At 65.4% G+C, this 22,198-nt stretch carries 21 protein-coding genes; 14 read left to right on the forward strand and 7 right to left on the reverse strand.

Translation table 11 applies throughout. The features are described from left to right. Window positions 1-138 precede the first annotated feature (138 nt). From NYR97_RS00400 to NYR97_RS00415, 4 genes are all read left to right on the forward strand, one after another. Window positions 139-639 carry an RNA polymerase sigma factor gene (locus NYR97_RS00400; RefSeq protein WP_316695954.1) on the forward strand — a complete coding sequence of 167 codons (501 nt, stop codon included), beginning with the start codon at window positions 139-141 and terminating at the stop codon, window positions 637-639. Between the two features lie 28 nt (window positions 640-667). Continuing rightward, entirely contained in the window at window positions 668-1,315 is a 648-nt protein-coding gene (locus NYR97_RS00405; RefSeq protein WP_316695956.1) for a hypothetical protein, read from the forward strand. 156 nt (window positions 1,316-1,471) lie between these two features. After that, window positions 1,472-1,714, forward strand: a complete 243-nt coding sequence (locus NYR97_RS00410) for an RNA-binding S4 domain-containing protein (protein WP_205394285.1) — start codon at window positions 1,472-1,474, stop codon at window positions 1,712-1,714. Beyond that, window positions 1,711-2,031, forward strand: a complete 321-nt coding sequence (locus NYR97_RS00415; RefSeq protein ID WP_316695960.1) for a hypothetical protein — start codon at window positions 1,711-1,713, stop codon at window positions 2,029-2,031. Before NYR97_RS00410 ends, NYR97_RS00415 begins: the two co-directional genes overlap by 4 nt. Window positions 2,032-2,312: 281 nt before the next feature. On the opposite strand, the gene ubiM is transcribed toward NYR97_RS00415, so the two are convergent. The 5 genes from ubiM to NYR97_RS00440 form a co-directional block, all read right to left on the reverse strand. Continuing rightward, on the reverse strand, window positions 2,313-3,491 hold the full coding sequence (ubiM, locus tag NYR97_RS00420) for a 5-demethoxyubiquinol-8 5-hydroxylase UbiM (RefSeq protein WP_316695963.1): 1,179 nt from the start codon (window positions 3,489-3,491) through the stop codon (window positions 2,313-2,315). A gap of 176 nt (window positions 3,492-3,667) precedes the next feature. Next, window positions 3,668-4,069, reverse strand: a complete 402-nt coding sequence (locus NYR97_RS00425) for an MAPEG family protein (RefSeq protein WP_316695964.1) — start codon at window positions 4,067-4,069, stop codon at window positions 3,668-3,670. A 25-nt stretch (window positions 4,070-4,094) separates the two neighbouring features. Next, window positions 4,095-4,637 (reverse strand): DUF4019 domain-containing protein, encoded by a 543-nt coding sequence (locus tag NYR97_RS00430; protein WP_205394281.1) that lies wholly within the window; start codon window positions 4,635-4,637, stop codon window positions 4,095-4,097. 168 nt (window positions 4,638-4,805) lie between these two features. Next, window positions 4,806-5,054, reverse strand: a complete 249-nt coding sequence (locus NYR97_RS00435; protein ID WP_205394280.1) for a hypothetical protein — start codon at window positions 5,052-5,054, stop codon at window positions 4,806-4,808. A gap of 64 nt (window positions 5,055-5,118) precedes the next feature. After that, on the reverse strand, window positions 5,119-6,309 hold the full coding sequence (locus NYR97_RS00440) for a COG3904 family protein (protein WP_316695967.1): 1,191 nt from the start codon (window positions 6,307-6,309) through the stop codon (window positions 5,119-5,121). 147 nt (window positions 6,310-6,456) lie between these two features. On the opposite strand from NYR97_RS00440, the gene NYR97_RS00445 reads away from it, so the two are divergent. The 4 genes from NYR97_RS00445 to NYR97_RS00460 are packed head-to-tail and all read left to right on the forward strand — an operon-like array spanning window position 6,457 to window position 11,178. Next, the gene (locus NYR97_RS00445) at window positions 6,457-7,920 is read left to right on the forward strand and encodes a DNA-3-methyladenine glycosylase 2 family protein (protein ID WP_316695968.1); all 1,464 of its coding nucleotides are present in this window, start codon (window positions 6,457-6,459) and stop codon (window positions 7,918-7,920) included. Continuing rightward, the gene (locus NYR97_RS00450; RefSeq protein ID WP_210763196.1) at window positions 7,917-8,462 is read left to right on the forward strand and encodes a methylated-DNA--[protein]-cysteine S-methyltransferase; all 546 of its coding nucleotides are present in this window, start codon (window positions 7,917-7,919) and stop codon (window positions 8,460-8,462) included. The genes NYR97_RS00445 and NYR97_RS00450 overlap by 4 nt, the downstream gene beginning before the upstream one ends. Window positions 8,463-8,498: 36 nt before the next feature. Further along, complete coding sequence (locus NYR97_RS00455; RefSeq protein ID WP_316695969.1) at window positions 8,499-9,797, forward strand: alkaline phosphatase family protein; 1,299 nt, start codon at window positions 8,499-8,501, stop codon at window positions 9,795-9,797. A 43-nt stretch (window positions 9,798-9,840) separates the two neighbouring features. Next, window positions 9,841-11,178, forward strand: a complete 1,338-nt coding sequence (locus NYR97_RS00460) for a chloride channel protein (protein ID WP_316695970.1) — start codon at window positions 9,841-9,843, stop codon at window positions 11,176-11,178. 86 nt (window positions 11,179-11,264) lie between these two features. Here NYR97_RS00460 and NYR97_RS00465 read toward each other — a convergent pair whose 3' ends face one another. Both NYR97_RS00465 and NYR97_RS00470 read right to left on the reverse strand, forming a co-directional pair. Then, window positions 11,265-11,558: a 30S ribosomal protein THX gene (locus NYR97_RS00465; protein WP_425613019.1), complete on the reverse strand. Its 294-nt coding sequence runs from the start codon at window positions 11,556-11,558 to the stop codon at window positions 11,265-11,267. 26 nt (window positions 11,559-11,584) lie between these two features. Further along, entirely contained in the window at window positions 11,585-12,001 is a 417-nt protein-coding gene (locus NYR97_RS00470; RefSeq protein WP_023904520.1) for a MerC domain-containing protein, read from the reverse strand. 178 nt (window positions 12,002-12,179) lie between these two features. On the opposite strand from NYR97_RS00470, the gene NYR97_RS00475 reads away from it, so the two are divergent. The 6 genes from NYR97_RS00475 (at window position 12,180) to NYR97_RS00500 (ending at window position 22,105) form a co-directional block, all read left to right on the forward strand. Continuing rightward, the gene (locus NYR97_RS00475; protein ID WP_316695973.1) at window positions 12,180-14,246 is read left to right on the forward strand and encodes a TonB-dependent receptor; all 2,067 of its coding nucleotides are present in this window, start codon (window positions 12,180-12,182) and stop codon (window positions 14,244-14,246) included. 361 nt (window positions 14,247-14,607) lie between these two features. After that, window positions 14,608-15,030 (forward strand): MarR family winged helix-turn-helix transcriptional regulator, encoded by a 423-nt coding sequence (locus NYR97_RS00480; RefSeq protein ID WP_205394273.1) that lies wholly within the window; start codon window positions 14,608-14,610, stop codon window positions 15,028-15,030. Further along, the gene (locus NYR97_RS00485) at window positions 15,027-16,250 is read left to right on the forward strand and encodes an MFS transporter (RefSeq protein ID WP_316695975.1); all 1,224 of its coding nucleotides are present in this window, start codon (window positions 15,027-15,029) and stop codon (window positions 16,248-16,250) included. The genes NYR97_RS00480 and NYR97_RS00485 overlap by 4 nt, the downstream gene beginning before the upstream one ends. Before the next feature lie 198 nt (window positions 16,251-16,448). Further along, on the forward strand, window positions 16,449-18,824 hold the full coding sequence (locus NYR97_RS00490) for a TonB-dependent receptor (protein WP_316695976.1): 2,376 nt from the start codon (window positions 16,449-16,451) through the stop codon (window positions 18,822-18,824). Window positions 18,825-19,740: 916 nt separating this feature from the next. Next, window positions 19,741-21,489, forward strand: a complete 1,749-nt coding sequence (locus tag NYR97_RS00495; protein ID WP_316698460.1) for a S8 family peptidase — start codon at window positions 19,741-19,743, stop codon at window positions 21,487-21,489. 1 nt (window position 21,490) lies between these two features. Beyond that, complete coding sequence (locus NYR97_RS00500) at window positions 21,491-22,105, forward strand: hypothetical protein (RefSeq protein WP_316695978.1); 615 nt, start codon at window positions 21,491-21,493, stop codon at window positions 22,103-22,105. Window positions 22,106-22,198 lie beyond the last annotated feature (93 nt).

The following is a 22,198-nucleotide window of genomic DNA, read 5'->3' on the forward strand; positions in this document are numbered from 1 at the left end:
GGCGCAAAGCAGCATAGTGTGCGCCTTCAGGCCCCCTGCTGTCGAAATTTCCGTAACAGTCCGTTCAGGTTGTGAGGATTCGCCCTGTCTGGCGAATCATCTCTTCGAACCTTCTTATCTCCTTGCGCGGCCGGAGCCATGTCCCTGGAAACAGACCTGCACACCCGCTTCAACGCCTTGCTGCAGCATCACCGCGGCATCGTCGTGAAGGTCGCGGCCAGCTATTGCTGGAACCCGGACGACCGCGCCGAGCTGGTGCAAGACATCACCGTGCAGTTATGGCGCGCGTTTCCTGGCTACGACCCAAACCGGCGTTTTTCCACCTGGATGTATCGCATCGCATTGAACGTGGCGATCAGCGATCTGCGCGGCCGCAGCCGGGCTGCGCACAACCCGGTGCCGCTGGAGGCGGTGGCCGACAGCATCGCCGATCCACTGGCACGCGACCCGGCGCACGAGCAGCAGATCGCCGCGCTCTACCGCTTCATCGCGCAACTGCCGCAGCTGGAGCGCGCACTGATGCTGCTGTACCTGGACGACCACAGCTACCGCGAGATCGGCGAGGTGCTCGGCATCAGCGAGACCAACGTCGCCACGAAACTCAGCCGTCTGAAAGCGCGCATCCGCGCCGAACTCTGACCCACACGACCCGCAAGAGGACCAGCACATGGAACTGGACGACATGCAACGCACCTGGCACGCAGTGCACCAACGCCTGGATCAGCAAACCGCACTTACCGGCCAACTGCTCGGCGAGGTGCGCGGCCACGCAGCGGGCGCCAGCCTGCGCCCGCTATGGGCGAGCCAGACCGCGCAATTGCTGTGCGCCATCGCGCTGAACATCGTGATCGCCCGCAGTTGGCTTGCCCACGCGGACCAGGCTGCGGCGATCATCGGCGGCGTGCTGCTGCAGGCGTGGAGTATTGCGCTGGCGATCTCCGCACTACGTCAACTGCAATTGGTGTCGCAACTGGATTTCGCCGGACCGCTGCTGCAGACGCAGCAGGCGCTCGCGCAACTGCGGCGCTGGCGAACGCGGGTGGCGCCGTGGCTGGGCATCGCGTTCTGGGTACTCTGGGTCGCAGTGGCCGATGGCCTATGGCGCACGCTCACCGGCATGACGCTGCCGCACAGCTGGCTGCTGATCAATGCGCTGGTGGGCGTGGTCGGCGCCATCGGCACCTGGCTCGGCTACCGTCGACTGCAACGCACCCAGCATCCGTGGCTGGAGCGCATCGACAACGCGCACGCCGGAGCTGGCGTCATCCGTGCCCAGAGCATGCTGGACGAAATTGCACGCTTTCGACGCGAATAAATCCACTGGCGCCACGCGCGAGCCACAGCGTGTTGGATGCTGCCGACGCGCTTGCGTGGTGACGGATTGATCCAGCCGCCGCCCTTCACCTTGCCGCAGTGGTGTTGTCGCCAGCGACAGGCGGATAATCGCCGTCTTCCTGTTAGCGAGCGCACCATGCAATTCCTGGAATTCGACCTGGACGGCGAGTACATCGAACTCAACCAGCTACTCAAGCTGGCCGGCATTGCCGACAGCGGCGGCCAGGGCAAGGCGATCGTCGCCAGCGGTGCGGTCAGCGTCGATGGCGTGCAGGAACTGCGCAAGACCGCCAAGATCCGCCCCGGCCAGCTGGTGCAACTGGACGATGTGGAAATCCGCGTACTGGCGCTGGACCCTGATGCGGACCCGGCAGAATGAAGGTGGTGGAGGTCAGCTGGCGCAATATCGCGCCCTCGGCAGAAGATCCGGACCACGATGTCTATATTTTCTCGATCGATGCCGATTCGGCGACGCCGTTCTGGTTCGAGCAATCCATCCGTGGCGGCCACGCCGAGCGCGGCGGTTGCAGCATGCTGGCCTTGCACGAGCTGGAGGGCTGGCGCGGCGACTGGCGCGCAGATGTGACCAAAGCCGGCTGCGCCTGGGTGATTCCCCTGCTGGAAGAAGCCTTGCGCAGCGGCGATGCGCAGACCGCGATCGATGCGATTCTTGCGCGGGTGGGCGCAGCTGCCTGAGTGCAGTCTGTTTGGCGGCAGTGAGCATGCGTGCATCACGGGCAACCCCGGATGATCGGCCGATCATGGTGTCCGCTCACGCATTGAAAACCCTTGCAACGCAATCTCGCAGCGCGGTGGAACCCCCTTGCGTAATGCGTGACGCCTACATGGCGACAGCCTGATGATCGCCTGACACCGCTGTCCGCTCACGCATTGAGAGCCATCGCAACACAACCTGGCGCAGCGATGCACCAACGTGGCAAGGCAGGTACTGCTTCCACCGTGACCCCTTCAATGCATCAAACGCTCCGCTGCGTCAGATGCGCCGCAATTGCCTGTTTGAACGGTGCCACCGCATGCGCCGCACGCAAGGCACCACGTCGCAGCAGGCGGGCCGGCGCACGATCGTCGGTATACAGCGCGGCCAGTGCATTGGTCGCTTCGTACAGCGGCCGTGTTGCCAGCCGATGCGCGCGTTCGTAGCCGTGCAACAGCGACGCAGCGCCGATATCGCGCCCTGCACCTGCGGCGGCACGCACGCGCTCGGCCAGGCGTGCCTGGCCCTGCAAGCCGAAGTTGAAGCCATGCGCAGTGACCGGGTGCATGCCCACTGCCGCATCGCCGATCAGTGCGGCACGCTCAGCCACGAAACGCTGCGCGTACGCCGCCACCAACGGATACGCATGCCGGCTGCCGTCCTGCTGCATCGGGCCAAGCCGATGTTCGAATGCCTGGGTCACCGCCGCGCTGAAGTCCGCCTCGTTCATCGCCAGCAAGGCCTCGATCTGTCGCGGCGGCAATGTCAGCACTGCGCCAGCGCTGTTGCCCTGCAGCGGCAACAGCGCCAACGTCTTGCCATAGCCGAACCACTCCCATGCCGCCTGCCGGTGCGGCAGCGCATGCCGCATGCGGCACACCAGCATGCTCTTGCCGAAATCGCGCAGCTGCGCGCCGATACCAAGCAGGCGCCGGGTGCTGGAAAATCGACTGTCGGCCGCCACCAACAGGCGCGCCGACAGTGTTGCCCCATCGGATAACTGCAGCACCACGCGGTCGCCACGCTGCTCTACAGCCTGCAGCGTGCATGCGCAACGGATGTCCAACCCAGGTTGTGTCTGCACGGCCTGCCAGGCGGCGCGACGGATCAGATGATTCGGAACCAGCCAGCCCAGATCGCCAGCACCGGGCGCGGAGGCCGCAAAGGTCAATGCGAACTGCGAATGCCCATCCATGACGCGTGCATCGCGCAGCGGGGAGATTGCATCTGCGGAAAACTGCTGCCAGATCCCCAGCTGTTCCAGCAGCGCACGCGAGGCGTGCGTCAATGCGATCTCGCGCCCGTCGAATGACGGATCGGCGAGTTGCGCGCGCGGCTGTTGGTCGACCAACACCACCGACAGGCCACTGCCGGCCAACGACCGCGCAAAACTCAGGCCCACCGGCCCCGCACCAATGACCGCGATATCCACCGATTGCATGCTGCGCTCCGCCACCACCGATACGCCTAGTTTAGCGGCAGCGGTGTTGGCGGCCCTTTGATCAGGATCAAGGAGACTGAAAGCCGCCGGCGACATCGCTGCAGCGGCCAGGCGACGGCTTGCAACGTTCCGTCAGCAACGCCTCAGCGGTCTGCGTGAACGCAACCTACGGCACATCACCAGCCCAACAGCGCCCGCACCAGCTTGACGATGCCCCAGAACGACACCACCCAAATCGCACTACGCAGGTAAGGGATGCCTGCTGCATAAACCGGCACATAGGCAACGCGCGCCCACAGATACAGCTGCACGGCGAGCGCGGTCTCTGCGTTGGTGCGTCCGGCAACACTCACCGCCAGCACTGCAGCCGCGAAGATCGGAAAGGTTTCCTGATAGTTGCGGAAGGCGCGGTCCAGCCGCGCCGCAACGCCGGTCAACGGCTTGATCTCGCCATCGCGCGCGCTGGCGTTCCACTTGCTGCCGCGCTGGGCGGTCATGCTGGCCGAGGCGGCCAGCAATTGCACCAGGCCGAGCACCATCGCCCAGCCCAGCATCTTTAGTTCGATTGTCAGTTCCACTCAGAGTCTCCGGTTGGCAGCTGCATCACTTGATCGACGCGCGCAGGCTGTAGCCGGCAAGCCGCCAGGTCTTGTCCTCGTCCAGCCGAAACGACACCAGCTCGCGCACCGGTTGCTGGGCCTTGGCAAACCGGGTCGGGAAGCTGACGTTGACGTACAGCCCTTCCGGCACCTGCGCGCCGGGGCCGTACTTGACCCGTGTCACCGAGCCCTGCCCGCGGCCGACCACTGCGCCCAGGCGCGTGCGCTCGGCGCCGATCTGGCTGACGAACACATCGCGCTTGACTGCCGTCTTGGCCACCGTGGAGGCGCCATCCCATAGCGGTGCGACCTGATTGGTATCGACCATCTGCGCCACACGCAATGCGGCCTGGGTCATTTCGGTGTTCTGCTTGACCAGCTGCGCCTGCTGCGCGGTAGTGGCTGCAGGCGTGCCTGCGGTTGTTCCGGAGGCCGTTGTTCCGCCAGCAACCGGTGCGGCGGCCGGGCGCGCGCCGGTCTGAGGGTGTTGTGCGAAGGCAAGCGACGGAGCCAACACCAGCACGGCAAGCAAACGGGGACGGAACATTGGGTAGATGACCTTGTGCGTATATCGACGGAGAGAGAACAGTCGCACGCTGGGTGCGCCCGGAACGGCAGTCTAGTGCGTGTTGCGTCTATGACGTTGAGCGAGCAGCGCCATGGCACATCGACATCAGGCGTGCCGGCAACAAGCTTCACTGCATGACCGGCAGCGTCAGGCGTCTCCGCTCGGCGGGACCGTCGCAACGCTGCGCGGCCGCCACAACCGCCAGCTGATCCACAGCGCACGCGCCGTGGCTGCAATCAACGCGACCAGACTCAGCCAGACCGCCAGCGTGGCCGGCCATTGCACCTGTTTGGCTGCGGCGAGCATCTGCAGGAGCTCGGCAATTCCGAATCCACCCAGCACCAGCAGGGCCGATGGCAGGTACGCCAGCATCACGCCTTTCGTTTTCCCGATCATGTTGCCCCCCGGCGCCGTTGTCTGCAGCGACGATAGGCAGCGGACGGTGCGGTGCGCGTGAAGCTCAGCCTTCGCGATGAACAGGGGCCGGCGCCGGCTCGGAGACCGATTCGGCAGCGGACGGTGCCGGGGCCGGCGTGGCGAGCTGGGTGTCGCCCGCAGCCGCGTCCGCCGCCTCCGCCGGGTCGGAAGTCGCAGGCAAGGCGGCGGCATCGGTTTCGGCCAGCGGGCTTTCTTCCGGGCAGGTGGCATCCGGGAAACCGAAGCGCTGCTTCAAGGCCAGGCCGCAGGCGTTGACCGCCTCCAGATCGGCGCCGGCGCCCTTGCACTTCTGATCGAAGGCGACCAGAAACGCATCCTTGCGCCGCACGAAGGCGTCGCCGCACTTGCGCATCTGGCGGATGCGCTCCAGATCGTCCTGCACCGCGTTGGTGCCATCCAGGCCGTACTCGCGCAGCTCGTCCATCGTCAGCAGGCGCAGGCTGCGGTTGGGCACGGTCATCATCAGGTCGGCCACTGCCACCGCCACGCCGTTGCGCTCCAGATAATCCTTGACGTTGCCGTAGACCTCGCGCAGTTCGCGATTGAGTTCCGCGCGCGAGGTGGCCTTGGAACTGATCCGCATCATGCGATGGATGCCGATCTTGCCGGCCACCAACCGGTTGTCGCCGGCAGCCAGCACGAACACGCAGGCGCTGTGGCAGATCGAGCCTTCGCGCACCCAGATGGTCCAGTTGGATTCGCCGATCGTATCGCCGGCGCGGATCGCCGCTTCCACCTGCCCGCCGCTGGAATCCAGATCCAGGATGCGATGCGGCAGCTGCAGTTGCTCGGCCACTGCCGCCAACCGCCATACCAGCGCAGCGAAACCGGCGTTGATCTTGCCGGCGTAACGCACCCGCAGCAGCGCGGTGTCGCGACACGGCGCCAGCGCCGCTTCCACACTGGCGCGATCCAGCGCCGGCAGCAGCGTGCCGTCGCCGGCGGCGCTGCTGTAATCGGTGGCGCAGCTGATCCAGGCCTTGCCTGCGTCCAGCTCCGCCTGCGGCCACCCCGCCTCGCCTGTTTGGGCGGCACGCGGGCGCGGGGGCGTCGCCACCGGTTCGGGCGTATCCACCGAGACCATATGGTCGCCATCGCCGGCCTGCCCCGCGCCGTTCTGCTGCGCACCCGCAGCATCGGCCGACGTGCCGGTGCGATCGCAACCGGACAGCGCAAGCACGCAGCAAAGAGAGAGGCAAAACAGTTTCAGCATGAGGTAGGACACAGACCGCGACCGAGATCACCCTCAGTCTATGGCTGAATGGGCCAACCGGTTGACCCTGCCATGAACACGCATACCCTACGCAGCGTTGTCCGAAAACGGCCAGCCCGGGTCGGAACGAGCGCATAGACTGGGACCATGCAAACCGCCTCGCCCGACCGAATTCAATGCGACCGCGCCCGCTTGGCGCGCGATGCACGCTTCGACGGGCTCTTCTTCACCGCAGTGCGCAGCACCGGTATCTACTGCCGGCCAGTATGTCCGGCGCCGCCGCCCAAGCCGGGCAATATCAGTTACTACACGACTGCGGCAGCGGCCAGTGCGGCCGGCTACCGGCCATGCCTGCGCTGCCGGCCGGAACTGTCGCCGCAGGCGCAGCAGCATCTGGGCGAAGAAAGCGTGCAGCGTGCGCTGGCGATGATTGTCGAAGGCGCCCTGCAGGAGCAGCCGGTGCAGACGCTGGCCAATGCGGTCGGTTTAAGTGCGCGCCAGCTGCAGCGGCAGTTCGTGCAGCAGCTCGGCGCCACGCCGATCCAGGTGCATGGCACGCGCCGGCTGCTGCTGGCCAAGCAACTGCTGACCGAAACCGCATTGCCGGTCACCGAAGTCGCACTGGCGGCCGGCTTCAACAGCCTGCGGCGCTTCAACGCGGCGTTTCTGGATGGCTGTGGGATGCCGCCGTCGGCGTTGCGCAAGCAGCGTGCCGAGGTGCCGGGTGGCGAGCTGACCTTGCGACTCGGCTATCGGCCGCCGCTGGATCTGCCCGCAATGCTGGCGTTTCTGCAGCGGCGTGCGATTCCCGGCATCGAGCAGGTCGACGACTGCAGCTACCGGCGCGTGATCGGCACACCGGGCAAGGCGACGCTGATCGACGTCAGCGCAGCGCCGCAGCGTGCGGAGTTGTTGTTGCGCATCGGTGCGACCGACCCGCGCCAGATTCCGCAGATCGTGCGACGCGTGCGCCGGTTGTTCGATCTGGATGCGGATCTGCAGGCGGTGCACGCCACGCTGGCGTCCGAACCGTTGCTGGCCGAGGCGATCGCGCGCCGCCCCGGCCTGCGCGTGCCGGGTGGCTGGGACGGCTTTGAAGTGGCGGTGCGCGCGGTGCTGGGCCAGCAGATCAGCGTGGCCGGTGCGGCGACGCTGGCGGCGCGGCTGGTCGAGCGCCATGGCGGCCATCATGTCGACATGCCGCCGGGCCTGGATCGCATCTTTCCCACGCCGGAACAGCTGGCCGAGGCGCCACTGGAACACCTCGGCCTGCCGCGTGCACGCGCCGCCACGCTGCGTGCATTGGCATCGGCATGCGCGCAAGGCCAGCTGCATTTTGGCGCCGGCCAGCGCCTGCCCGAGTTCGTCGCCGCCTGCACTGCGTTGCCCGGCATCGGGCCGTGGACAGCGCAGTACATCGCCATGCGTGCGCTATCGCATCCGGATGCGTTTCCAGCCGGCGACCTGATCCTGCAACAGGTGCTCGGCACGCCCGAGCGCCTGAGCGAACGCGCCACCGAAGCGCGCTCGCAGGCATGGCGGCCGTGGCGCGCCTACGCCGTATTGCACCTGTGGCATCTCGCCGTCGATCGCAAGGACACCCGTTCATGAGCACGTTGTATTACGACACCTTCCCCTCGCCGATCGGCGCACTCAGCGTGGCCGCCGATCACGCCGGCGTGCACCACATCCTGTTCGCGCAGAATCGCTACGACGCGCTCGGCCGCGCGCGTTGGTTGCACGATCCCGATGCACCCTTGGTGCGCGAGGCGCGCGAGCAATTGCTCGATTATCTGTACGGCGGGCGGCGCAGTTTCGATCTGCCGTTGATACCGACCGGCACGCCATTTCAGCTGCAGGTCTGGCACACGCTGGCGCAGATTCCGTTCGGGCAGACCTGGAGCTATGCGCAACTTGCACATGCGGTGGGACGGCCGGCCGCCAGCCGCGCAGTCGGTGCCGCCAATGGCCGCAATCCGCTGCCGATCGTGCTGCCCTGCCATCGCGTGATCGGCGCCAACGGTGCGTTGACCGGCTTCGGCGGCGGCCTGCCGACCAAGCAGGCGTTGTTGCAGCTGGAAGGGTGGTCGCCGCGCCAGAGCGCACCTGCCGACGATCTATTCGCCGAACTCTCTGCAACCAAGGTGCGCTGACTTCGCCAAGTCATTGCCACGCCGTAAACTGGCGCGATGATCGATCGACGTTTTGTGTTTGCCGCCACCGCGTTTGCGCTGCTCACGGCCTGTACCAGCACTATGCCGCGCAGCGCGCCACCGGCCGCCTCCAGCGAATCGGCATCGGCGGAAGCGCCATCCAGCGACACGCCGCATCCCTTGCTGCTGATTTCCATCGACGGCCTGCGCGCCGACATGCTCGATCGCGGCATCACGCCCAACCTGTCGCAGCTCGCGCACGACGGCGTGCGTGCGCGCTGGATGACCCCGTCGTATCCGTCGCTGACCTTTCCCAATCACTACACGCTGGTCACCGGCCTGCGCCCGGACCACCACGGCATCGTGCACAACAGCATGCGCGACCCGGTGCTCGGCAGCTTCTGGCTGAGCAAGCCCGACGCCGTGGGCGATGCACGCTGGTGGGGCGGTGAGCCGATCTGGGTGGGTGCCGAAAACAACGGTCTGCATGCAGCGACCTGGTCGTGGCCCGGCAGCGAGGCAGCGATTGCAGGCGTGCGCCCCACGCGCTGGCGCCACTACGAAGAAGGCACCGGTCTGGACGCGCGCGTGGACGAGGTGCTGGGCTGGCTGGACGCATCAGGCGCCGCAACCAACCGCCTGGTCACGCTGTATTTCGAACACGTGGACGAAGCCGGCCATGACCATGGCCCGGAGTCGCGCGAGTACGCCGACAGCGTGCGCGCGGTGGATGGCGCGATCGGCCGCCTGCTGGCCGGCATGCAGCGCAACGGCACGCGCAGCCGCACCAACATCATCGTGGTCTCCGACCACGGCATGGCCGAGGTGCCGCCCGGGCATGCGCTCAGCGTGGAAGACCTGGCGCCGCCCACCATCGCCACTGCAATCACCGAGGGCCAGGTGATTAGCTTCGATCCCTTGCCCGGGCAGCAGGCGCGCGCCGAAGCCACCCTGCTCGGTGCGCATGCGCAGTACGACTGCTGGCGCAAGGCAGCGCTGCCCGCACGCTGGCAGTACGGCACGCATCGGCGTATTCCGCCGATCGTGTGCCAGATGCACGAAGGCTGGGACGCACTGTTTCCGGACAAACTGGCCAAGCGCGTGCCCGGTCAGATGCGCGGCTCGCACGGCTTCGATCCGGCGCTGCCGTCGATGCGCGCGGTGTTCCTGGCGCAAGGCCCGGATCTGGCGCAGGGCAAGACCTTGCCGGGTTTCGATAATGTCGATGTGTATTCCCTGATGACGCGGCTGTTGGGAATTCCCGCCGCGCCCAACGATGGCAATCCCGCCAACTTGTTGCCGGCCTTGCGCGTGCCGCCGGCCGACGCACGCTGAGTGACGCGTCGCGGCTACGGCGCGCCGATGCGACAATAGCGGCATGTCTGCTTCCGATCCCTCGCCGCGCCGGCTGCGGCCGTTGTTATCCAGCGAAGGCTGGCGTCGCCGCGCCGCACTCTGGGGTGGCGCCATTGCGGTGGCGCTGGTGGCGATCGTGTTCGCCAAGGCCAGCGATGCGGCCTTCCAGTTGTTTCAGGGCATCACCGCGCATTCGATCTGGTGGGCGCTGCTGCTGACGCCGGGCATCTTCGCCTTGCTGGCCTGGCTCACCTCCGGCGCGATGCGACCCACGCGCGGTAGCGGCATCCCGCAGGTCATCGCCGCGCTGGAACACAACGGTCCGGCGTTTCGCGAAACCAATCTGTCGTTGCGCGTGTCGATCGGCAAGCTCGCCCTGACCACCTTGTCGCTGTTCGGTGGCGCATCGGTGGGCCGCGAAGGTCCCACCGTGCATGTCGGCGCCAGCCTGATGCATGTGTTCGGGCGCTGGTTCGGATTTCACGATCCGCGCGAGCTCTCGCATTTTCTGCTTGCCGGCGGCGCGGCCGGTATCGCGGCGGCGTTCAACACGCCACTGGCCGGCGTGGTGTTCGCGATCGAAGAATTGAGCGGGCGTTTCGAGCACCGCTTCTCCGGCACCTTGCTCACGGCGGTGATCGTCGGTGGCGTGGTGTCGCTGGGCCTGTTGGGCAACTACACCTATTTCGGCAAGGTGGCGGTGGCGTTGCCGCTGGGTCAGGCGTGGTTGGCGATTGCGCTGTGCGGCGGCGTGGCCGGTCTGCTTGGCGGGGTGTTCGCGCGCCTGGTGCTGGCCAGCGTCAGTGGCAAGCCGCGCTGGCTGGCGACGCTACGCCAGCGCCATCCGGTGCTGCTGGCCGCGCTGTGCGGGGTGGCCCTGGTCGGCCTGGCGCTGGTGTTCGGGCAAGGCGCGTTCGGCACGGGCTACGAGCAGGCGCGCAGCCTGGTGCAGGGGCATGCGGTGGTCGGTCACGAATTCGGGCTGATGAAGCTGGTGGCCAATCTGGTCTCGTATCTGGCAGGCATCCCAGGCGGATTGTTCTCGCCGGCACTGGCGGTGGGCGCCGGCATCGGCCACAACCTGTCGGTGCTGATGCCGGGCGTGGACCCGCGCACCTTCGTGCTGCTGGGCATGTGCGCCTATCTGACCGGCGTGACCCAGGCACCGCTGACCTCGGCAGTGATCTCGCTGGAACTCACCGACACCAGCCAGATGCTGCTGCCGATCCTGGCCACCGTGCTGATTGCGCGTGCGGTGTCCGGGCTGGTGTGCAAGACGCCGATCTATCGCGGACTGGCCGAACAGTTGCTGGCGCCGGCGGCGGCCAGCCAATCGCCGGTTGCGGAAACGACGCGCTAGCAACGACGCGGGCGTTTGCGCTGACCTCGGACATAAAAAAACGCGGCGCAAGCGCCGCGTTCTGGTGTCGCGAAGCGGGCTAGGAATCAGCCGGCCTTGGCGACGGTCTTCTTGGCTACAGCCTTCTTGGCCGGGGCCTTGACCACGCCCTTCTTGGCAACCGGGGAAGCTGCACCCACGACAACCTTGCTCACCGCGTGCGAACGCGAATTGCCGTAGCTGGAATTGTAGCGCTTGCCCTTGGCGGTCTTGCGGTCACCCTTACCCATGTTCGTCGACTCCTGAATGTGAATACTGAATACAAAAATCCCCGCGCTGAACACGGGTCTGGCGAGGTTTACGCCGGCGGCGCCCTCGCGCAAGGCCGGCAAGCCTACCACGACGGCCGCGGCCAGCGCAGCCTGGGCTAGTGTGCGCAGCTGGCGTCGTGAACGTGGGCATGCCCGTGGTTCAGGCGCAGATTGACCAGATGGGCGATGCCGACCAGCGCACCGCCCAGCGTCATCACTACCGCATGCGGGATCGCCGAATGGTGCAGCGGGTCGTACAGCAGGCCGGCCCACAGCAGCAGCAACCCCGGCAGCAGCAGCGCCAGCGCATGCAGCGCCTTATGGCGGCGATAGCCCAATACCAGGCTGAAAAGACCCAGCAGGCTCACGAACACCACAATCGCCAGCTCGACGCCATCGCCCAGCCAGAACGACAGGCCTAACGACGGCGCCAGCGCCAGCACCAACGGCAGCACGGCGCAATGCACGGCACACAGCAGCGAACCGGTCGCACCGAAGCGGTCGAGCACATGGCGAAGGGACGGTAGAGGCATGACTTCCAGCAGGTGTTCGCGGCGACGTGGAATAATATAACATCTTGCTTGTTCCAGAGCTTACTCGCTTCCGGATCCGCGTCACTGCACTGTGCAGCCGCAGATCTCGCCGTCGGCCCAGCAGCCAAGCTGCGCCTTATCATTGATATAAAGTAACAATCACAGAGTCCGGCCCGCCATGCATCCTCGCCTCGCTTCCTCGTTCCGCCGCTCCACGCTCACGCTGGCCCTGACCAGCCTGCTGACCCCTGTCCTGGCCATGGCCGAGGACGCGCCGGCCCCGGCCGACCCGCAGACCCCGCCCAGTTCGGACACGCGCCACGACGCCACCGCTTCCAGCGGCCGCCACATCAAGGACCTGGACAAGGTCGTCGTCACCGCCAGCCCGTTGCGCGATGCGGCCGGCGAGTTGAGCCGCCCGGTCGAAGTGCTGGCCGGCGAGCGTCTGGACGAAGTGCGTAGCGAGAGCCTGGGCGAAACCGTGTCCAGCCTGCCCGGCGTGCAGAGTTCCAACTTCGGCCCCGGCGTCGGCCGGCCGATCATCCGCGGCCTGGACGGCCCGCGCGTGGCGGTGCTGCGCGATGGCCTGTCCACACAGGACGTGTCAACGGTCAGCCAGGATCACTCGCCGGCGATCGAGCCATTCCTGGCCAACCAGATCGAAGTGTTGAAAGGTCCCTCCACCCTGCTGTACGGCTCCGGCGCGATCGGCGGCGTGGTCAACGTGGTCGACGGGCGCATTGCCGAAACCCCGGTGGACGGCTTCAGCGGCCGCGCCGAAGTGCGCTTCGACGGCGGCGACAAGGACGGCAACACCGACATGTTCCGCGTCGATGCCGGCAATGGCAGCGGGCTGTCGATCCATGCCGACGGCGTGTATCGCAACCAGAACGATTACGACACCCCGCAAGGGCGCCAGGCCAACTCCTGGATCGACTCCAAGGTGGGCTCGATCGGCGCCTCGCTGTCGGGCGATTGGGGCTTTGTCGGCCTGTCGGCGTCCCGCTTCCGCGACAACTATGGCAACCCCGGCGAACCGGGCGATCTGTCGATCGGCGAGCGCGGCGTGTCGTTGAAGCTGCAGCAGGACCGCTACGACCTCAAGGGCGGGCTGACCGATCCGTGGGGCGAAGGCAGCGCGTTGCGCTACAGCTTCGGCCATACCGATTACGCGCACACCGAATTCGAAGGCGACGAAGTCGGCACCGTATTCACCAAGCGGGCAAACGAAGGCCGCGTGGAAGCGTCCTTCACCTTCAGCGGCGGCTGGCAGACGGCGTTCGGCCTGCAGGGCAGCGACACCACCTTCCAGGCAGTGGGCGAAGAATCCTTCGTGCCCAAGACCGACACCCGTTCGCTCGGCGTGTTCGGCGTTGCGCGCAATAGCTGGGATCGCGTTACTGCGGAACTCGGCGCACGCGTGGACAAGGTCAAGTACCAGACCGACATCGGCGTGGACCGCGACTTCACCCCGACCAGTTTCTCGCTCAGCGGTGGTTTCCGCTTCAACGAACAATGGCGCTTGACCGCCAACCTCGACCACGCCGAACGCGCGCCGGCCGAAGAAGAGCTGTTCGCCAATGGCCCGCATATCGCCACGCTGGCCTTCGAGATCGGCGATGCGAATCTGAAGACCGAAAAGGCCAACCAGGCCGAGCTGGGCCTGAACTTCCAGAACGAGTGGGTGGATGCCAAGGTCGCCGCGTACTACAACCGCTACAACGACTTCGTCTACATCGTCGACACCGGCAACCAGTGGTTCAATGAGGAAGACAACGACTTCCTGCCGATCCGCCAGTGGACCCAGGCCGATGCGATCTTCCACGGTTTCGAAGGCGAGGCCACCTTCCATCTGGCCAACAACGACACCGGCGCGTGGGATCTGCGCGTGTTCGGCGACACCGTGCGTGCGCGCCTGAACGATGGCGGCAACCTGCCGCGTATCGCCCCGGGCCGCGTCGGCGCTCAGATGCGCTGGAATGCCGACCAGTGGCGCGCTTCGCTCGGTGCCACCCGCACCATGAAGCAGGACAAGATCGCCGTGAACGAAACCGCGACCGATGGCTATACGTTCGTCGATGCGCATCTGGCCTACCACGTGGACCGCGGCAGCAATGCGTGGGAAGTGTTCCTGGATGGCAACAACCTGACCAATCAGGACGCACGCGTGCACACCTCCTTCCTCAAGGACGACGTGATGCTTCCTGGCCGCAGCGCTTCGTTCGGCGTGCGGATGTTCTTCTGACGGCGCACTCTCTCCCGCCGTCATAAGCGAGGCCGCCTTCGGGCGGCCTCTTTTTTGGCGTTGCCTATCCGATCGCTGCGCCAACATTGCATCGCGTACCGAAAAGTGCATCGTGCCGCTGCGACCTGCTCAGCGCCCGAGGCCGGCCCGCTGCGGGCTCTGCTGCCTGGTGGGTCGGTGGGTCGGCGTCGGACGCAGTACTGGACCTCTCACGCACAACCAGGCGACACGGCTGGAGACCGCAAGCCATCGACAGCGGCCAGCGTTCGCATGGATGGCGACAGCATCCTGGAACGTTCCAACTGGAACTTGCCAATAGGTGCATATACACGCATTCTGCTTGCCACTGTGGAGGCATCCCATGTCCAAGCTCAGCGGCTGTACCTGCTTTCATCTGCGCCGTGCTGCACGGCGTACCTCCCAACTGTACGACCGCGCGTTGGCGCCGGTGGGTCTGAGCCTCAACGAGTACTCGATCCTGCGCCGGCTGGACGCGGCGCAATCGCTGGGCGCGCTGGCACACACGTTGGGCATGGACCGCACCACCCTCACCCGCAACCTCAAACCGCTGCTGGCGGCCGGATGGATCAAGACCCAGCGTGGCGAGGATGCCCGGCAGAAATGGCTGGTCCTGAGCCGCAGCGGCCGTGGGCTGCTGGTGCGCGCACGGCCGCACTGGTTGGCGGCGCAGGAACAGCTCCAGGCGCTGTTCGGTGCGGCACCGACCGCACAGTTGCATGCGACGCTGGAACGCCTGGATGCCTTGCTGGAGACAGCCGCATGAGCGCCCCGGTGACAGCGCGTGCCAGCGCGCATTGGGGGTTGCTGCTCACCGCCTCGGCGATGCTGATGCTGACGATGGGCGCGCGCCAGACCACCGGCTTGTTCGTGGAGCCGATCCATCGGCAGGCCGGGATCGGCATCGCGTCGATCAGCTTCGCGCTGGCGGTGGGGCAATTGGTCTGGGGCGCGGTGCAACCGGTGTTCGGAGCGATTGCCGACGAGCGCGGCCCGTTGCCGGTGCTGCTGTTCGGTGGCGTGTTGTTGTCGCTGGGCTTGGGGCTGAGCCCGTGGATGGCCAGCGAATGGGGGCTGATCGTCTCGCTCGGCATTCTGGCTGCCGCCGGCGCGGGCGCAGGCAGTTTTTCGGTGCTGATCGGTGTCACCGCCGGGCGTATTGCGCCGGAGCGGCGTTCGTTCGCGGCCGGGCTGATCAATGCCGGCGGCTCGCTCGGGCAGTTCGTGTTTGCGCCGCTGGTGCAGTTGATGATCGGCGCAGCCGGTTGGGCCAGGGCGATGACCGGGCTGGCAGTGATCTCGTTGTTGACCTTGCCGCTGGCCTGGCCGCTGCGACGCCGATCATCGCCGTCAGCCACGCGCAGTGCGGTCGCAAACGACGACATCGGTTTGCGTGCGCAGTTGCGCCTGGCAGTGCGCGATCGCAGTTACTGGTGCCTGCATCTGGGCTTTTTCACCTGCGGGGTACACATCGCGTTTCTGGTCACGCACCTGCCCGGCGAAATCGCACTGTGCGGCCTGCCCGCCAGCGTGTCGGCGGTATCGATCGCGCTGATCGGCTTGTTCAACGTGGCCGGCAGCCTGGTCGCCGGCAAACTGGGCGAACGCATCCGCATGAAGTGGTTGCTGTGCGCGTTGTACGCCAGCCGTGCGGTGTTGATCGGCCTGTACCTGATTGCGCCGCCAACGCCGCTGACCTTCTACCTGTTTGCCGCGGCACTGGGCTTTACCTGGCTGGGCACGGTGCCGCCGACGGCAGGATTGATCGGCAAACTGTTCGGCCCGCGCTATCTGGGAACCTTGTTCGGCCTCACCTTGCTGTCGCATCAGGTAGGCGGTTTCTTCGGCGCGTGGCTGGGTGGGCTGGCGCTGGAGCGCTTCGGCGATTACAGCTGGATGTGGTACGCCGACATGGCGCTGGCAGTGGTCGCCGCACTGATCAATCTGCCGATTCGGGAAGCGGCACCGGTACGCGCAGCGGTGTGAAGCGCGGCAAGCGCGCGCGGGCATCGGTTGACGCGGCGCACAACAGCTTTTGCTGGCAACTCCGTTAGAACAGCAACGCAACGTGCGTTACCGCGTTGCGCTACCGGCGCGGTGATGTGCTGCCGGTCACTTTGTTGGCAGAGCGCGCGCGACTGCACGCATCGCTGCCAGTTGCGACGCTATCTCAGGAGAGCTTTCATGTCGTCATCGATGCCACGCTATGCCTTGTCCCTTGCCATTGGCGCACTGCTTGCGCCCGCTGTGCATGCGCAAACCTCGACAGCAGAACCGCACAGCGACGCCACCACATTGGATGCAGTGATCGTCAGCGGCACAGCGCGCTTCAAGGGCCTGGCCAAGCGCGATGCCAGCTTTTCGATCACCACCGCCAGCGCAGAACAGATTCAGCAGGCGGTGCCGCAGAGCACCGCAGACCTGTTGAAGATCGTGCCGGGCGTGTGGGCCGAGCCCAGCGGCGGTGGCACTGGTGCCAACATCTTCGTGCGCGGCATGCCGTCCGAAGGCGACGCGCCGTTCGTGACCATGCAACTGGATGGTTCGCCGTTGTTTCCGCCGCCGACCTTGTCGTTTCTGGAAAATTCCACCTTGTTCCGCGTCGACGACACGGTCGAGCGCATGGAGGTGTTGCGCGGCGGTTCCAGCCCGATCTTTTCCAACGGGCAGCCGGGGCTCACGGTCAATTTCATCCAGAAAAAAGGCCAGGACGAACCCGAGGGTAGCGTGCGCCTGACCGGCGGCAACAACGACCTGCGCCGCATCGACATGTTCAACAGCGGGCCGATGGGCAACGGTTGGTACTACAGCGTGGGCGGTTTTTTCCGCGAAACCGATGGCGTACGCGACCCGCAGTTTTCCGCCGACAAGGGCGGCCAGTTCAGCGCCACCTTGAGCAAGCGCTGGGACAGCGGCGAAGTGTCGTTGTACGCGCGGCATACCGACGACAACAACGCCTTCTATACCGCCATTCCACTGCTATCGCGCAACAACGGCAACGACCTGTCCAGCTTCCCCGGCTTGAATGCGCAGACCGGCACCCTGCTCGGCAGCGACTTCCGCAATGTCGATCTGCTGGTCGGGCCGAATGGACAGACCATCCGACGCGATCTGGCCGACGGACGCGGCGTCAATATCGATGTGTTCGGTGGCGAATTGAACTGGGAAACCGGCGCCTGGACCATCGCCGATCGCTTCAACGTGATGAGCGGCAGCGCGCCCACCTATGCGCTGTTCACCGGCGACGCACCGCAGCGCTTGAGCGATTTCATCGCCAGCTACGGCACCACCGGCAGCGGCAGTTTCACCACCGGCGGCGGCGCGGTCGATCCGAATCAGCAGGTGCTGGAAGCCGGCCGGTGGTCGGTGGACAAGCGCTTGAACTCGGTCACCAACGACCTGCGCCTGAGCCGCGAACTGTTTGCCGGCAATACGATTACCGTGGGCACGTACTACGCCAAGTATTCCTCGGCCGACACCTGGTATCTGGGCAACACCATGTTGCTCACTGCACAGAACAACGCGCGGCGTATCGATCTCACTCTGGACAATGGACAGCAGGCCACGCGTCAAGGCTTCACCAGCACCGCATTCTTCAACCTGCGCGCGAACTACGACGGCGAGAATATCGCCGCCTTCGTTGCCGACGAATGGGAACTCAACGAGCGCTTGCGCCTGGACCTGGGTGCCCGTTACGAACGCCAGAGCGTGACCGGCGACGTGCACGATACCGCCAGCGTCGATCTGGATGCCAACCCGGCCACGTTGTACGACAACGCCACCTCGCTGGCACTGGCCAGCACGCGCCGCATCGATCAGGACGACGAAGCGTTTTCGTGGACTGCGGGCCTCAACTTCACACTGGATGATCGCAACAGCCTGTTCGCGCGCATCAACTCCGGGGTGAAGTTTCCCGGCTTCGACAATCTGCGCGATGGACAGAATCGCGTGCAGGAAGTGGATCAGTACGAACTCGGTCTCAAGTCCGGCGCCAGCAACTACGATCTGTACCTGACCGCGTTCTATAACACCTTCAAGAACTCGCCGTTTCAGGCGTTCCTGGCCGATGGCACCAACTTCACCGCAGTCGGCGATTCGCGCGCCTACGGCATGGAAGTGGAAGCGGCAGTCCGCCCGTTCGGCGGTTTCGAGCTGGCCGGTACCGGCGTCTGGCTGGATGCCAAGTACCGGGATTATCAGAACTTCACCGGCAACCAGGTGATGCGCCAGCCCAAGCGCCAGTTCCGCATCACGCCCAGCTATTACTGGATGCTGCCGTTCGGCGATCTCAAACTGTTTGCCACCTATTCCTACGTGGGCGAGCGCTTTGCGGATCTGGCCAACAGCCAGCGCCTGCCCTCCTACGACATGGTGGATATCGGCGCCAACCTGCATGTGGGCGAGCATTGGGAAGTGACTGCCAGCGGCAGCAATATCACCGACACGCTGGGCCTGACCGAAGGCAATGTGCGCGTGCAGGGAGCGGCAACCGGCGGCGTGTTCATGGGCCGGCCGATTGCCGGGCGGCAGTACCAGATGTCGGTGGCGTATCGCTGGTAGGCGGTGCAATCGAGAAGTGCAGGCGCTGACGCCTCGCCACGCGCGGCATCGGCGCCTGCGTTGGTCCTGCTGGCAACCGACGTTGTCACGTTGGAGGTGCGTGCACGTGCGCAGCGCTGAACGGTGCGAGATGCATGGCGGCGCAGGTACTAGCGACCGTTCTTCATAAAGCACGACAGGAGCGACGCAGCTGATGCGTGCATGCTGCGACCAGGGCGCATTGCCTTCGCAATCGGCGTAGCGCATCGATCCAAATGCGAAGCAGATTCGCGCATTATGATGTTTTCTATCAATAGATTCCGGATAGATCGCAAAATATAGCAGCCAATCTCGTGCCGAAAACTTCGCATTGCGCGCGTGAGTCGGCATGCCTTGCATAAACTGCGCAGCGGGTCACGTGCATGTCACCTGGTGCCTGGCTTGCGAACAAGAATTGACCAGTCTTTAATCGGATCGCTGCCGATGCATGCGCATCGCCAGCGTCGGTTGCGCGGACGCGTACAGGGGAGCCGACGGACGACCTGGTCGCATCCATCCAGCGTTTCGGACGGATGCGTTTCACTGGCTCTTTCGGGATACACGGACATGCACCTTGTTGCTGCCTGTTGGCATTTTTCTCTTGCACGCTGCATCCAACCCGACCTGGTACTGACGGCTTGCCCGTACTGCCAGGCGCATGCCTCCGGCGTTGCCTGATCGGGTTTCCTCAACGCGGCCATTGCCGCGTGAATTCACTTTTCAACGTCTACTGACTCTGCCGATTCGGGCTTGATAGGCACGGCCCGAATGTGTTGAAGCAGTTGCACTGGCCGATCGCCTGATCGACCGGACGGGGAACTGTGTCGCTTTGACCGTGCCTACCCTTTGACCGGAATCAAACGGAATGAACCTTTTTCACAGGCGACACCTCGCACTGCTGATCGGCGCCGTGCTGATCGGCAGCCCACCAATCGCTGCGCTTGCCGCACAGCCGGCGACCGCTGCCCGGGCCAACGCAGGCGATCCGCTGCTGCGTTATCAATGGCACATCTCCAACCAGGGACAGGCCGTGATCGGCGACAGCCGCCCGGTCCCTGGCGTGGATATGGATGTGGATATCCTGCACGCCATCGACATTCGCGGCCGCGGCGTGCGGGTTGGCGTGGTGGATGACGGCCTGGAACTGCGCCACGAGGATTTGGCCGACAATATCCTGCCGAATGGCTCGCACAATTTCGAAGACGGATCGCACGACACAACTCCCATCGATCCCGAGAATGCGCATGGCACGTTGGTGGCCGGCATCATCGGTGCGGTCGGCTGGAACGGCCGCGGTGGGCGCGGCGTCGCACCGGAAGCGCTGCTTGCCGGCTTCGATTTGTTCGGGCGGGCGTCGTCCATCTCCGATGCCAGCGTGCGCTATGCGTGGGGCGATGGACCCGAGGCGCGCAACATCGATGTGTTCAACAATAGCTGGGGGTCGGTTGCGCCGATCTACTTCGACTTTCCGGTAGAGGAGCAGCAGTCCTGGGAAGCCTTGATGCGATCGACCCGCGGCGGTCTTGGCGGTATCTACGTCAAGTCTGCGGGCAACAGCTTCAGGCGCCTGCGCGTGCCGGACCAGACAGGAAAGCCCGTCAACATCTGCAGCGCGCTATCGCGCACATTGAATGTCGGCTGCGCCCTGGCCAACATCGATCCGCTGGCCAACCTGCCGGGCACCATTGTCGTTGCCAGCGTCAATGCCAAGGGGCAACGCGCCTCGTATTCGTCGTCGGGTTCTGCATTGTGGGTGTCCGGTCTGGGTGGCGAGTTCGGGCGACAGCGCAAGTTCTATCCCAATGCAGCGCAGATTTTCGCGCCGGATACCGCACCGTTCGCTTACGACCCGGCCATCGTCTCCACCGATCTGAGCGGCTGCCAGGCAGGCTATAACGTCGACAATCCCGAGGCGGTCTTGAACGCGCTGGACGGTAGTGCTTCCAGGATCGATGCATCGTGCAATTACAGCGGCATCATGAATGGCACCTCGGCAGCGGCGCCTACGGTCTCCGGTGTGGCCGCGTTGATCCTCAGTGCCAATTCCAGCCTGAGCGCGCGCGACGTCAAGTACATCCTGGCCACCACCGCGCGGCAGATCGATCCGTGGCAACCACGTGTGGCCTATCAGGGCAGCGTGATCGATCCGGGCTGGATCACCAATGCCGCCGGGCATCGCTTCAGTAACTGGTATGGCTTCGGGTTGGCCGATGCGGCGGCGGCCGTTTACAAGGCCAGCAACTTCACGCCACTGCCGCCGATGCGCGACACACGCTGGGTCAAGTCCGGCAATGCAGGCAGCCAGATCGGGGGCCCGGCCCGGCCGGCCACGCAGCGGATTCGTATCAAGCAGGCAATGAAGGTCGAATCGGTGCAACTGTCGCTGGAAACCGCGCATCTGACGCCCAGCAATCTGCGGGTGGTGCTGGTATCGCCCAGTGGCACACGCAGCTATGTGCTCACGCCGTTCTCGGCGTTGGATGCCGATGCCTATGCCAAGACCGGGTTCTACATCGACCTTACCTCCAGCAACGCGTTTCTGGACGAAACCTCGCAGGGCGTGTGGACGCTGGAAGTCACCGACATGAGCGAGCCCAGGACCACTGCTGCACTCAAGACGTTCAAACTCCGCATCGTGGGGCACTGACATGAAGAACACACTTGTTGTTTCGTTGTTGCTCGGTTGCGTTGCAATGTCCGGCCTGGCGCAAGCCGCACAGTACATGGATGCCAATACGCTCAGCGCCGCGGCCACCGGCGAGCGTTTCAAATCCGGAGCCGACATGTTCCGCATGCTGCCAGGCTCGGTGGTCGCCGAGACCCTGCCGGCTGACGATGCGGAACGCTCAGCGCCTTTTTCCGGCAAGGCGCGCGCAGGTGCTACTTCTTCAGTCGCCACAGGCAAGGTTGCCGCACGCATCGGCCCGTATGCCGTGGTGCTGGACAACACCGCGGGCGCTGCGCGCAGCGCTGGCGTCTCCGGCACCGAACGCACATTGGCAGCGGCAGTGAACGAGCGCACCGGACGCGTGGTGCTGGTCAGGCCGCAACTGAAATTGACCGGCACCACGCCAGCCACCGCAACCTCGCTGGCAGGCAGCTCCGGCGGAATCATCGCCTATGCCTCCGAGGTGGATGGCAGCGCGGTGATCACCTATCCCTCGATCGAACAGGCACAGCGGGCGGTGGCCCGTCTGCAAGGCAGCAGCGGCATCGCGCAGGTATCGCTGGTGGTGATGCAGGCGGTCATGCAACCGATGTGAGTGCAACGGCCGCAGGCACACGCCTGCGGCCTGGTTGCATGACGGCGCTGTCCGCGGTGTCGGCGCCGCATCCTCCTTTCTCCTTCCGATGAG

The organism is Xanthomonas hydrangeae (assembly GCF_032697525.1).
Classification (GTDB): Bacteria; Pseudomonadota; Gammaproteobacteria; order Xanthomonadales; family Xanthomonadaceae; genus Xanthomonas; species Xanthomonas hydrangeae.